12 protein-coding genes, 1 tRNA gene and 1 pseudogene are annotated in these 11,819 nt (G+C 66.3%); 10 read left to right on the forward strand and 4 right to left on the reverse strand.

All coding sequences use genetic code 11. The annotated features are described in order from the left end of the window. Positions 1 to 54: 54 nt before the first annotated feature. Both ACX5I6_RS06500 and ACX5I6_RS06505 read right to left on the reverse strand, forming a co-directional pair. Positions 55 to 672: a DUF47 domain-containing protein gene (locus ACX5I6_RS06500; RefSeq protein ID WP_461839900.1), complete on the reverse strand. Its 618-nt coding sequence runs from the start codon at positions 670 to 672 to the stop codon at positions 55 to 57. 303 nt (positions 673 to 975) lie between these two features. Beyond that, a complete protein-coding gene (locus tag ACX5I6_RS06505) occupies positions 976 to 1,635 on the reverse strand; it encodes a hypothetical protein (RefSeq protein WP_018763206.1) in 660 nt (219 codons plus the stop codon). 210 nt (positions 1,636 to 1,845) lie between these two features. Here ACX5I6_RS06505 and ACX5I6_RS06510 point away from each other — a divergent pair. After that, positions 1,846 to 1,918: transfer RNA gene (locus ACX5I6_RS06510), tRNA-Lys, on the forward strand. Between the two features lie 164 nt (positions 1,919 to 2,082). On the opposite strand, the gene ACX5I6_RS06515 is transcribed toward ACX5I6_RS06510, so the two are convergent. Beyond that, positions 2,083 to 2,424, reverse strand: a complete 342-nt coding sequence (locus ACX5I6_RS06515) for a YciI family protein (protein ID WP_109044036.1) — start codon at positions 2,422 to 2,424, stop codon at positions 2,083 to 2,085. 132 nt (positions 2,425 to 2,556) lie between these two features. Here ACX5I6_RS06515 and ACX5I6_RS06520 point away from each other — a divergent pair, with 132 nt between their 5' ends. Further along, positions 2,557 to 3,570: a LacI family DNA-binding transcriptional regulator gene (locus tag ACX5I6_RS06520; RefSeq protein WP_461839901.1), complete on the forward strand. Its 1,014-nt coding sequence runs from the start codon at positions 2,557 to 2,559 to the stop codon at positions 3,568 to 3,570. Between the two features lie 53 nt (positions 3,571 to 3,623). Here the strand turns inward: ACX5I6_RS06520 and ACX5I6_RS06525 are convergent, their stop codons facing one another. Next, positions 3,624 to 4,571 carry a GAF and ANTAR domain-containing protein gene (locus tag ACX5I6_RS06525; RefSeq protein ID WP_461839902.1) on the reverse strand — a complete coding sequence of 316 codons (948 nt, stop codon included), beginning with the start codon at positions 4,569 to 4,571 and terminating at the stop codon, positions 3,624 to 3,626. A gap of 310 nt (positions 4,572 to 4,881) precedes the next feature. Here ACX5I6_RS06525 and arfA point away from each other — a divergent pair, with 310 nt between their 5' ends. From arfA to ACX5I6_RS06565, 8 genes and pseudogenes are all read left to right on the forward strand, one after another. Then, the gene (gene arfA / locus ACX5I6_RS06530; protein ID WP_461839903.1) at positions 4,882 to 6,408 is read left to right on the forward strand and encodes an arabinosylfuranosidase ArfA; all 1,527 of its coding nucleotides are present in this window, start codon (positions 4,882 to 4,884) and stop codon (positions 6,406 to 6,408) included. A 59-nt stretch (positions 6,409 to 6,467) separates the two neighbouring features. Next, on the forward strand, positions 6,468 to 7,055 hold the full coding sequence (locus ACX5I6_RS06535; RefSeq protein ID WP_461839904.1) for an HhH-GPD-type base excision DNA repair protein: 588 nt from the start codon (positions 6,468 to 6,470) through the stop codon (positions 7,053 to 7,055). Beyond that, entirely contained in the window at positions 7,055 to 8,059 is a 1,005-nt protein-coding gene (locus ACX5I6_RS06540) for a LacI family DNA-binding transcriptional regulator (protein ID WP_461839905.1), read from the forward strand. The genes ACX5I6_RS06535 and ACX5I6_RS06540 overlap by 1 nt, the downstream gene beginning before the upstream one ends. An 88-nt stretch (positions 8,060 to 8,147) precedes the next feature. After that, on the forward strand, positions 8,148 to 8,450 hold the full coding sequence (locus ACX5I6_RS06545; protein WP_285246812.1) for an urease subunit gamma: 303 nt from the start codon (positions 8,148 to 8,150) through the stop codon (positions 8,448 to 8,450). Positions 8,451 to 8,461: 11 nt separating this feature from the next. Continuing rightward, entirely contained in the window at positions 8,462 to 8,800 is a 339-nt protein-coding gene (locus tag ACX5I6_RS06550) for an urease subunit beta (protein ID WP_285246813.1), read from the forward strand. Further along, entirely contained in the window at positions 8,797 to 10,539 is a 1,743-nt protein-coding gene (gene ureC / locus ACX5I6_RS06555) for an urease subunit alpha (protein ID WP_461839906.1), read from the forward strand. The genes ACX5I6_RS06550 and ureC overlap by 4 nt, the downstream gene beginning before the upstream one ends. Before the next feature lie 15 nt (positions 10,540 to 10,554). Then, complete coding sequence (ureE, locus tag ACX5I6_RS06560; protein ID WP_461839907.1) at positions 10,555 to 11,034, forward strand: urease accessory protein UreE; 480 nt, start codon at positions 10,555 to 10,557, stop codon at positions 11,032 to 11,034. A 112-nt stretch (positions 11,035 to 11,146) separates the two neighbouring features. Next, positions 11,147 to 11,800 (forward strand): annotated as a pseudogene (locus ACX5I6_RS06565) (urease accessory protein UreF). The last annotated feature ends 19 nt before the right edge of the window (positions 11,801 to 11,819 follow it).

Consider the following 11,819-nt stretch of genomic DNA (forward strand, 5'->3'; position numbering starts at 1 on the left):
AAGGCAAACGCTGCGGCCAGCAGGACCACCGCAGCGAAGATGGCTGCGGCCATGTCAGGATTCCTTGACGATGATGCTGCCTACCTGGGTGGCCACCCGCCGCATGTCCTTTGTGACCTCCACCAGCTGGTTGGCGATGTCCCGGTTGCGCGAGTACTGCGCCCACTTCATGTCGGCGATCATGTCGGCAACCCACACCCGGTGGGTGCGCTCGGCGCGTTTGGCAAGACGCAGTATCTCGATCCAGTAATCCTCGAGGTCATCCAGGTCATTGAGCCGGCGCATGGCATCAACTGTCAGCTCCGCCTGCCGGCTGATGATCTCCAGCTGGTCGGCCGCCCGCTTGGGCAGGCGGTCCAGTTTGTACAGGGCCACCAGTTCCGCCGCCGCGTCCATCTTCTCCATGGCCTCGTTGAGGTAGCGGGACAGGGCGTACATGTCCTCGCGCGGGAGGGGGTTCACGAAGCTGGTGCGCATGTGCGTCAGCAGCGCGAAATGCAGTTCGGCGGACTTGGCCTCGAGGTTGTGCATGTGATCTACGAGCTTGCCGTGCTCGTCCGCGGGTACGCCAAGGATTTCGGCCAGGGTCGCGCTGGCCAGCACGATCTGTTGTGCCATCTGCGATAGGAGGTTCAGCCCTGCGGGCTCCTGGGGAAAAAGGCGCAGCTTCACGTGTTTACCGGTCTCCGGGGAGTGTTAAAGGCGGGCGTTGCTGCCGTGTGACTTGACGCCGACGAGCAACTGTCGCCTACTCTACCGGCCCAAAAGAGTGTGCCTTGAATTGGCTGCAGGGAAGAGGGCAGAAAAATGGTGCCGAACCGGATACGCCTCTCGGCGGTAGGCCGCTCTAGGCGGCTAATTGTTGAAGCCCGGGGGTTTCGCGGCTCGGCACCGGCTTCAGTCTTCTACTTCGCAAGGCCCAAGTCAATCTTGACAGCCGGCCATTGGCGGGTGCGGAAAACGGCGGGGCAGTGCCTAATCGAGTTCGCCCAGGCGCCACGCGTTGGCGGCGTGTTCCAGGTCTTCGGCGGTTTTGACCAGCTGGTGGGAATTGCGGGTCAGCTTGCTGGCATGGGCTTCATTGGCGTGCTCGGCGCCGTCCGCGAGCGTGGCCTGGCCGAGGGCCACCACCCGGCAGAAAGCGGCCGAACGTTCCAGCGCAACGTCGAAATCGCCGTCGAACGCGCCGGAGAGGATGGCGTCTGCCATGGTGCGCATTTCATCAGCGCCCGGCGGCTCCGCGGCACCGGCCACCACGTTGGACACCTGCGCCGTGTCCCGGCCGGCCCGGAAGTAGACAGATATCCGCTCAGGGTCACGGACCGTGGCGGCACGAAGCGCGTAGAGCCGCCAAAGCGCACCCGGCAGGGACCGTGCCGGGCTTTCGGCCCACATCTCGGCAATGGCATCCAGGCCTTGCTCGTCGGCGAGCTTCACCAAGCGTTCGGTAATGACGGGGTCGTCGCTGTCCCGGCCATGGCGGACCAGCGCCTGCGCGGCAAGGTGGGCGGCCTCCGAGACACGGGCGGGATCGGCGCCGCCGGCGAACGGCTCGAAATCCATCGGGGCGAACGGCTTTGGCTTGTGGTGCCGGTTGCTGCCGCCGTAGGGGCTGGTTCCTGCTTGCTCGCTCATGCCCCCACGCTACTCCTGTGCCATGGGGTAAATCGAGCATGGGCGGCGCCCGGCGGAGGTGCCTGGACGCGGTAAGCGCGGGCCGGGAAAGGCGGCCGACGGCGGCGGTGGGGACGTGTGCGAGGACGCCGGAACCATGGGTTAGAGTATTAACGTCCAGAAATGGATTGGGCCGGGCGGAACGACACAGCGTGTCTGACCGACCGGCAGGGGCCTTTAGCTCAGTTGGTAGAGCATCGGACTTTTAATCCGTGGGTCGTGGGTTCGAGCCCCACAGGGCCCACCCGCAGAAGGTTTTGAAGGTCCGCCGTGAGGCGGGCCTTTTCCTTTAAGCCTGGGATTCAGGCTCGCACGACTATCCCGTTGCGCGGTATCCCGCCACGGAACGAGCTGGGAACGCCAGCTCCACCGCTGCTCCAGGGCCCCAGTGCCTGCCGTGTTCGGCGTTCAGCTGGCGGGATCGTATTGGAAGGCCCGCACTTCCTGGGCGCAGCGGCAGGCGGTGGCGATCTTGGAGGCCCAGTGGAGGGCGGCGTCGTACGTGGGCAACTCCAGTATTGTGTAGCCGCCCTCGATCTGCGCTGTCTGGGGGTAGGTGCCCTCGCGCACTGCTCCGTCGCCGCTGACCATCACGGGAGGGACGCTCTCGTCGATGCCCCCGCCAAACACCCAGACACCGGCTTCCTTTGCCTCCTGGACCACCGCATGGGCCGCGTCGGCAACTTCCTGCAGCCCGCCGTCGGGGATGTCCATGACGCCACTGGGGAACGAGATCAGGTACTTGGTCATTGGTCGGGCTCCTTCTTTGCAGACGCGGATCACCTTCATCCTTCCCACCACCTGGGGGCCGCGCAAGGATTTGTTCCCACCGCTGGCGCTGCAAAACAGGCTGCCGCCGCGGCCGAAAGGCACAATAGGCACATGGCAAATACCAGCAAGGGCCGGATGCCGCGCCTGGAAGACGTGGCCAAGGTAGCCGGTGTCTCCCACCAGACCGTTTCCCGGGTGGTGAACAACCACCCCAACGTCAGCAAGGCGACGCGGGAAAAGGTGGAGGCGGCCATTGCCGAACTGGGGTACCGGCGCAATACCGCTGCCCGGAGCCTGGTCACCCGGCGCTCGCAGACCATCGGCGTGCTGGCCAGCGAACTCTCGCAGTATGGCCCTGCCAATACCCTCCTGGGCGTCGAGCAGGCAGCACGCAACGCCGGCTACTTCGTCAGTATCGCCGCGCTGCGGGAAGTCAGCAGGGACGCCATATCCAACGCGGTGGGCCATTTCATGGACCAAGCCGTTGACGGTATCGCCGTGCTGGTACCGCATTCGGACACCCTGGCCGTGCTGGAACAGATGAACCTTCCCGTGCCCGTGGTGGCTGTGGGCTCCGCCGGCAGTGCCTCGGTGAGCGGCGCGATGGTGGACCAGCGCGCGGGAGCCAGGCTCGCCGTCGAATATCTCATCAAGGAAGGCCACCGGAAGATCGGGCACATCGCGGGCCCGCCGGACTGGACTGACGGCGCCGAGCGTGCGGAGGGCTGGCGCGCCGCGCTCCGGGAGGCCGGGCTGGAGGAGTCCCTGCTGGTGAAAGGGGACTGGAGCGCAGGCAGCGGCTACGCGATCGGCCGCAAGCTGGCGTCCGGGCGCACCGCGACGGCCATCTTCGTGGGCAACGACCAGATGGCTTTGGGCCTGCTGCGCGCCTTCACGGAAGCGGGGATCAAAGTGCCCGACGACGTCTCCGTGGTGGGCTTCGACGACCAGCCGGAAGCGGGGTACTTCACGCCGCCGCTGACCACCGTCCGGCAGGATTTCGAGGAACTTGGGCGGCGCTGCATGGACATCATGCTCAAGGAAATCGAGTCCGGTGCAGCAGTCAGTTCCACGGTGGTCCCGCCCGAGCTCGTGGTGCGGGCCAGTACCGCCGCCCCCGTGTAGCAAATGCCCCTGCCCGGCATTCAGGGCCTGGACACACAGCCCTCCGGAATCGGCTAGTGGCCGAAGTGCGGCGCCGGCGCCCCCTCCGGAAGCCGCTCCAGGATGCCCTCTGCCACCTTGCGGACCTTGATGTTCCGGTGGCTCGACGCTTTGGCGAGGATGGCGAACGCCTCCTCGTAGGAGCACCTGTTCTGGGCCATGATCACGCCGCAGGCAACGTTGATGGACGTCCTGCTGTCCAGGGCAGAGTGGAGGTCGGTCGCGAGGGACCGGGCAGTGTGCAGGTCGACGGCCATGTGAAGGCTCCTGGCCGCCAGGGCGGCGAACCCGCGGGCCTCGGCGATGACCTGCAGCGGAAAGGCTTTCGCATCCGGTGCGAAGAAAGCGAGGGCCGCGGTCATCCGGCCCGGGTCGGCCTCGGCGGGAAGCATCTCCGCCGCCGGGACCCCGGCGTCCAGCTGGAGCCGTACTGCCAGGGCGCTGCCGTATCCGGCGGACTGCAGCCGCCCGGAGTACTGCGGCCAGCGGAAGTCACCGTTCCGTTGAAGCACCGCCACCGGATGGCCTCCCGACAAGACATCGGTCACCGGCCCCTCCGCGGACCCGCGTTCCCAGCCGAGCAGGCGGAGGACCTCTTCGGAGGTGCCGGACAGCGCCGGGCTCCGCTTGGGCTGCTGCAGCACCAGGCCGCAACCCACCTCAATCCCCGCCGTCCTGGCGATGTGCCCGGCGGCTGCGGCCACCAGTAGGTCCAGGGAGTCTGCGAGGGTTTGGGTGCCGCTGACCAGGTCCAACAGGAGGGCGGGATCGCATCGGCCCTCGGGTCCTGGCGAGGCAGGCGCAGTGATGGCAGCGCTGCCCCCGCCGGGGCCGCGTGAGGTTGGAGGGCCGGCGACGGCTGGGGGAGAGCCCTTGGTCTCGAAGAGCTCCTCGTCGCCGGCCCCGCTTACTACCCGGGCCCTGCGGGCCGGGAAACCTGTACGTGGGTGTGGTGCATTCATTGCCGGTCCCACACCCCCCTAGTGAGTCAAGTACCGAAAGCCGGAATTGGTATTGCCTCTGGGAAGAATTTAGTGGCCGGGAAGCGCCCGGTGAATGCGTAGCTGGTACCTGTTTTTGGGATGGGGCAGTACTTGGAATCCTGCTCCTGCGATGCCTTTTGGGCCGTTGCCGCAGGTGGGCTCCTGCCCCGCCGGGCGAGGGTGCCGGGAGAGGACAGGCACGACGGACACCCCCGTTTCCTTGACTCGCCGGACAGAACCGCAAACAATGTTTCTATAACGTTGTAAAAATTGAGACAAGGATGTTTTCGTGACCCCAGCAGAATCCACCCCGGCAACGATCACCATCGATCCCGCCTTCACCGTGGGCCCTGTCCGGCGGCGCACCTTCGGCGCCTTCGTTGAGCACCTCGGGCGCTGCGTGTACACCGGAATTTTCGAACCGGACCACCCTGACGCCGACGAGGACGGCTTCCGGAAGGACGTACTTGAGCTCACCCGTGAACTGGGCGTTTCCACGGTGCGGTATCCCGGCGGCAACTTCGTCTCCGGATACCGTTGGGAGGACGGCGTGGGACCGGTGGACCAGCGGCCTGTCCGGCTGGATTTGGCCTGGCACTCCACCGATCCCAACTCCGTGGGCGTGGACGAGTTCGCCAAGTGGTCCGCCAAGGCCGGCGTGGAGCCCATGATGGCCGTGAACCTGGGCACGCGCGGCGTCCAGGAGGCCCTTGACCTGCTGGAGTACTGCAACATTGACGGCGGCACCGCCCTCTCCGAGCAGCGACGCGCCAACGGTGCCGCCAACGGCTACGGCATCAGGATGTGGTGCCTGGGCAACGAAATGGACGGCCCCTGGCAGATCGGGCACAAGAACGCCCAGGAGTACGGCAGGCTGGCCGCGGACACCGCCCGCGGAATGCGCATGATCGATCCCGGCCTGGAACTCGTGGCCTGCGGCAGCTCCGGCCCCACGATGCCCACGTTCGGCGAGTGGGAGCGTGTGGTCCTGACCGAAACCTACGACGTGGTGGACCTGGTCTCCGCGCACCAGTACTTCGAAGACTCCGGCGACCTCCAGGAACACCTCGCCGCCGGGCACAAGATGGAAGCCTTCATCCGGGACATCGTCAGCCACATCGACCACGTGAAGTCCGTCCGAAAGTCCACCAAACAGGTCAACATCTCCTTCGACGAATGGAACGTCTGGCACATGAGCCGCGGCGAATCCAAAGTCCCCAGCGGAAGCGACTGGCCCGTGGCCCCGGTCCTGCTGGAAGACACCTACACGGTGGCCGACGCCGTGGTGGTGGGGGACCTCCTGGTCACGCTGCTCCGGAACACGGACCGCGTCCACTCGGCAAGCCTGGCGCAACTGGTGAACGTCATCGCCCCCATCATGACCGAACCCGGCGGCCGGTCCTGGAAGCAGACCACCTTCCACCCGTTCGCCCTGACTTCCCGGCATGCGTCCGGCACGGTCCTGCAGCTCGCCGTCGAATCCCCCCTTGTCAGCGGCGGCACGACGGCCGACTTCGCCGCCCTGTCCGCCGTCGCCACCTATGACGCGGCAAAGGGCGAGGCAGTGGTGTTCGCCGTCAACCGCTCGGCCGCCGGGGCACTCACCCTTGACGCCGCCGTCGGGGGCCTGGGCAACGTCCGGGTCATCGAGGCGCTGACATACTCCAACAAGGACCCCTACTGGCAGGCCACGGCCGACGATTCCAGCTCGGTCCTGCCTGCGGAGAACGTCACGGCCAGGGCCGACGGCGGACACCTTACGGCCCAGCTCCCGGCCGTGTCCTGGTCCATGATCCGGCTTGCCGTGGAGGCCTGACCGGGCTGCGTGCCAGGGCGGAGGTGTCCCCATGACGACGGCGGCCCGCAGGTGGGAGGATGGACGGCATGGAACTGCACATCACGGGCGATCCCGCCGCGGACAAGTTGTTGAGTGAGGACGCCTTCGCCCTGCTGACCGGCATGCTGCTGGACCAGCAGGTCACCATGGAATCTGCCTTCGCCGGACCGGAAAAGATCAGGACCCGGATGGGCACCCTGGCGCCCGAGGCCATCGCCGGGCACGACCCCGCGGACTTCGTGGAAATATTCAAGGAACGGCCCGCCGTCCACCGCTTCCCCGGATCCATGGCCGGCAGGGTGCAGGCACTCGCCGAGGCTGTCCGGAACGACTGGGACGGCGACGCCGCAGCCATCTGGACCAAGGGCTCACCCGACGGTGCAGAGGTGTTGAAGCGGCTCAAGGCGCTGCCCGGCTTCGGTGAGCAAAAAGCAAAGATCTTCCTGGCCCTGCTGGGCAAGCAGCGGGGCCTTGACGCGCCCGGGTGGCGGGAAGCGGCCGGCCATTACGGGGAAGAGGGCTCCTATCTGTCCGTGGCGGACATCGTGGACCCGGAATCCCTGGCCAAGGTGCGGGCCAGCAAGCAAGCGGCCAAGGCGGCGGCGAAGGCAGGAAAAGAACGTTAATGGCAGTCACCATGAACGACGTCGCCCGCGCGGCCGGCGTTTCGCTCAAAACGGTCTCGAACGTCCTGAACGACTACGAGTTCATCCGCCCGGCCACCAAGCAGCGTGTGCAGGACGCCATTGCTGAACTGGGGTATGAGGCCAACCTCACCGCCCGCAGCCTGCGCTCGGGCAAGACGTCCATGCTGGGCCTGGTGCTCTCCGACCTCTCGGCGCCCTATTACGCGGAACTGGCGTCCAGGCTGATGAAGGCCGCATCACGCCATGGCTACCGGGTGCTGGTGGAACAGTCCGGCGCTGAGGCTTCCGTTGAACTCAGTGCCCTGCACGGGACGTTCCGGCAGCTCACCGACGGGCTGCTCTTCACCCCGCTGGTGCTGGACGCCGACGCCATCGCCGCCCGCGCCGGCACCAAACCCCTGGTGATGCTCGGCGAGCACATCATGGACCCCCGCTTCGACCTGGTCACCATGAAGAACGAGGAAGCCGCGGCTGCGCTGACCACGCACCTGCTCCAGGCCGGCCGCCGTCGTATTGCAGTGATCGGCGCCCACCCGGGGGAGTCCACCGGGACCGCGGGACTGCGCATGAACGGGTACCGGAAGGCGCTGGAACAGGCGGGCGTCCAATTCGACGCCGACCTGGTGGCCCCCGCCGAATGGCGCCGCGACACAGGTGCCGCCGCCGTGGCCGGCCTGATGGCCTCCGGCGTGCAGTTCGACGCCGTCTTCGGCTTGAACGACGTCCTGGCATTGGGCGCCATGCACGAACTGCTGATCAAGGGCGTAAATGTGCCGGCGGACGTGGCGGTCGCCGGCTTTGACGACATTGACGAAGCCCGTTTCGCGTCCCCGTCCCTGACCACCGTCTCCCCGGGCATGGATGAGATCGCGGAGCGTTCGATCACCCTGCTGCTGGACCGGATCGGCGGGCGTGAAACATCCGGGCAGGGCGTGCACATGGAATCGGGATTTGAGCTGAAGATCCGGGAATCCGCACCCTAGCGTTCCGTCCGGATGATGGACCTGAAACGTGGCGGAAACGTGACCGGCCTAGGCTGGCAGCACGCCCCAGGCCGTCGAAGGGAACCCCATGCATCTGATGCCGCGTGAGCAGGAAAAGCTCCTGATCGTGGTGGCCGCCGACCTCGCCCGCCGCCGCCAGGGGCGGGGACTGAAGCTCAACTACCCCGAAGCGGTGGCCATCATCAGCTACGAACTGATCGAAGGCGCCCGGGACGGCAGGACCGTGGCCGAGCTCATGAGCTACGGCACCACCCTGCTGGGCCGTGACGACGTCATGGAAGGGGTGCCCGAGATGATCCATGACGTGCAGATCGAGGCCACCTTCCCCGACGGCACCAAGCTGGTCACCGTCCACAACCCAATCCGCTAAGGAGCGCCGTAATGATTCCAGGCGAGTACATCCTCCGGCCCGAACCCGTGACGGCGAACGCCGGCAGGGACGCGATTGAGGTGGCGGTGACCAACACCGGTGACCGGCCCGTCCAGGTGGGCTCCCACTTCCACTTCGCCGAGGCCAACGCCGCCCTGTCCTTTGACCGGGAGGCAGCCTACGGCCGGCGCCTGGACATTCCGGCCGGAACAGCTGCCCGGTTCGAACCCGGCGACTCCCGCAGCGTGCGGCTGATCGAACTGGCCGGCGCACGCGAGGTCTACGGACTCAGCAACGCCGTCAACGGAAAGCTCGACGGCGGCACCCGCCTGGACGGGGGCGCCAAGTGAGCTTCGAGATTCCACGCCGGCAATACGCGGACCTCTACGGCCCCACCGCTGGGGACAAGATCCGCCTGGCGGACACCGACCTGTTCCTCGAGATCGAAAAAGACTTCACCGCCTACGGTGAGGAAGTGGTGTTCGGCGGCGGCAAGGTGATCCGCGACGGCATGGGCCAGAACGGCCAGGCCACCCATGATGAGGACATCCCCGACACCGTCATCACCAACGCCGTCATCCTTGACTACACCGGCATCTACAAAGCGGACGTGGCCATCAAGGACGGCCACATCTTCCGCATCGGCAAGGCGGGCAACCCGCAGATCACCGACGGCGTGGACATCGTCATCGGGGCCAGCACTGAAATCATCGCCGGGGAACGGAAGATCCTTACCGCCGGCGGCATCGACACCCACATCCACTTCATCTCACCGGACCAGGTGCCCACCGCCCTGGCCAGCGGCGTGACCACCATGATCGGAGGCGGCACCGGGCCGGCCGAAGGCACCAAGGCCACCACCGTGACCCCCGGAAAGTGGCACATCCAGCGGATGCTGCAGGCAGCCGAAGGGCTGCCCATGAACATCGGCCTGTTCGGAAAAGGCCACGCGTCCGCCACCGAACCCCTTGCCGAGCAGATCCGTGCCGGCGCCATCGGACTGAAAGTCCACGAGGACTGGGGATCCACCACCTCCTCGATCGACACCTCGCTCACCGTCGCCGACGAATACGACGTCCAGGTGGCCATCCACACCGACACCCTGAACGAGTGCGGTTTCGTGGAGGACACCATCCGGGCCATCAACGGGCGCGTGATCCACACCTTCCACACCGAAGGCGCCGGCGGCGGGCACGCGCCGGACATCATCAAGATCGCCGGCATGCCCAACGTCCTGCCCGCCTCCACCAACCCCACCCTGCCTTACACCCGCAACACCATCGAAGAGCACCTGGACATGCTCATGGTGTGCCACCACCTCAACCCGGACATCCCCGAGGACGTGGCCTTCGCGGACTCCCGCATCCGCGCCGAGACCATCGCCGCCGAGGACGTCCTGCAGGACCTGGGCATTTTCTCCATCACCTCCTCCGATTCCCAGGCCATGGGCCGGGTGGGCGAGGTCATCACCCGCACCTGGCAGGTGGCGGACAAGATGAAGAAGCAGCGCGGAGCCTTGGACGAGGGCGGCGGCGGGACCGGCCCGGGCAGCCACGGCTCACCCGGCAGCGACAACTTCCGGCTCAAACGCTACGTGGCCAAGTACACGATCAACCCGGCCATCGCGCAGGGCATCGCGGACTCGGTGGGCTCCGTGGAAGTGGGCAAATTCGCCGACCTCGTGCTCTGGGACCCGGCCTTCTTCGGCGTCAAACCAGAACTGGTGCTCAAGGGCGGCCAGATTGCCTACGCCCTCATGGGGGACTCCAACGGGTCCATTCCCACACCGCAGCCGCGCACCATGCGGCCCATGTTCGCCACGTTCGGCAAGGCGATGCAGCAGTCCTCCATCACCTTCCTGTCCCAGGCAGCGATCGACGCCGGCGTGCCCGGGGAATTGGGGCTGGAGAAGGTCATCCGGCCCGTCTCCGGCATCCGCAACCTCACCAAAGCCGACCTCAAATACAACGACGCAACCCCCGACATCCAGGTGGACCCGGAAACCTACCAAGTGACGGTCGACGGCGAGGACGTCACCTGCGAACCCTCCGACGTCCTGCCCATGGCACAGCGCTACTTCCTGTTCTAGAGCCGGAGAAACCCCATGATCATCGACAAAGTCCTCGGCAACCTGCACGAACTTCCGGAGCCCGGGGCCTACGCCGGACTGCACCAGGAAAAGGTGGTTCTGCCCAGCGCCCAGCTGGTCAAACGCATCCAGCGCGCCACCACGGACCACGGCAAGGAGATCGGCATCCGCCTGCCCGCCGGGTCCGGGGACCTGCGCGATGGCGACATCCTCCACGTGGAGGATTCCAACATGATCGTGGTCTCGGTGCTGCCCACCGACGTCCTGGTCATTGCGCCCCGCACCATCCACGAAATGGGCGTCACCGCACACTCCCTCGGCAACAGGCACCTCCAGGCACAGTTCTTCGACGCGTCCTCCGAATACGGGGCCGACGTCATGGTGTGCGCCTACGACCACACCGTCGAGGACTACCTCCGCCACAACTCAGTGCCCTACACCCGCCAGGAACGCGTCATGCCTGTGCCTTTCCGCCATGCTGAACACTCGCACTAGTATCAGCGGCACCTTGGGTGCGGTGGCGGGTGAAGGGGGCTGGGCCCGCTTCGCGGTGCCCACCACGCCGCAGCCCCCTTCACCCGCCACCGCCAGTGTCGGCAGCTATCAGCTGGCGCTGCAGCAGCTCACTGACTCTGCGCTTCCTACTGGGGCTTTTGCGCACTCTTTGGGTTTCGAAACCTACATCGAGCGGGAAGCTCGTTTTAGATGAGGCTTCGTTTGGTAGGTGGCTGTCCGCTTTTGTGTCGCAGCAGCTGACTTACTCGGATGGGCTGGCGATTCGGCTTCTTTATGCGGGGGCCGATGTGGGGAGCTGGATTCTCTTCTTTCTGCTTCTCTCTTGCCCCGGCAGGTGCGGGAGGCGAGCTGCAAAATGGGGCTCCGGTTATTGGAAATCGGTGCTGAAGTGTTTCCCTCACCTGGGCTCGAACTGTACCGGGACTCAGTGGCCAGCGGCCGGGCCGCAGGGCACCAGCCGCTCGCGTTCGCCGTCGTCGCCCGCTCCCTGGACGTTCCGCTCCAGGAGGCGCTCGCCGCCTACCTTTTCGCCACCGTCACCTCGCTGACGCAGAACGCCGTGCGCGCCATTCCGCTGGGCCAAAACGCCGGGCAGCGGGTGCTGCGGGCAGCGCACGACGACGTCGCTGCCGCCATCGACAGGATCGCTCACCTCACGCCGGACGACTTTGGGGCCGTCAGCCCCGGCCTGGAAATATCGCAAATGAGGCACGAACGCCAACGTGCCCGCATGTTCATGAGCTGACCGTGCTTGAAAATACCGT

The sequence above is a fragment of the Arthrobacter sp. MMS24-T111 genome, from assembly GCF_054888995.1.

Bases quoted from the DNA above. Each gene is read 5' to 3' on its own strand.
- ACX5I6_RS06525 (WP_461839902.1), bottom strand. From the start codon at position 4,571: ATGAATGCACCACACCCACGTACAGGTTTCCCGGCCCGCAGGGCCCGG.
- ureE (WP_461839907.1), top strand. From the start codon at position 10,555: ATGATCATCGACAAAGTCCTCGGCAACCTGCACGAACTTCCGGAGCCC.
- ACX5I6_RS06535 (WP_461839904.1), top strand. From the start codon at position 6,468: ATGGACGGCATGGAACTGCACATCACGGGCGATCCCGCCGCGGACAAG.
- ACX5I6_RS06520 (WP_461839901.1), top strand. From the start codon at position 2,557: ATGGCAAATACCAGCAAGGGCCGGATGCCGCGCCTGGAAGACGTGGCC.
- ACX5I6_RS06515 (WP_109044036.1), bottom strand. From the start codon at position 2,424: ATGACCAAGTACCTGATCTCGTTCCCCAGTGGCGTCATGGACATCCCC.
- ACX5I6_RS06545 (WP_285246812.1), top strand. From the start codon at position 8,148: ATGCATCTGATGCCGCGTGAGCAGGAAAAGCTCCTGATCGTGGTGGCC.
- ACX5I6_RS06540 (WP_461839905.1), top strand. From the start codon at position 7,055: ATGGCAGTCACCATGAACGACGTCGCCCGCGCGGCCGGCGTTTCGCTC.
- ACX5I6_RS06550 (WP_285246813.1), top strand. From the start codon at position 8,462: ATGATTCCAGGCGAGTACATCCTCCGGCCCGAACCCGTGACGGCGAAC.
- ACX5I6_RS06505 (WP_018763206.1), bottom strand. From the start codon at position 1,635: ATGAGCGAGCAAGCAGGAACCAGCCCCTACGGCGGCAGCAACCGGCAC.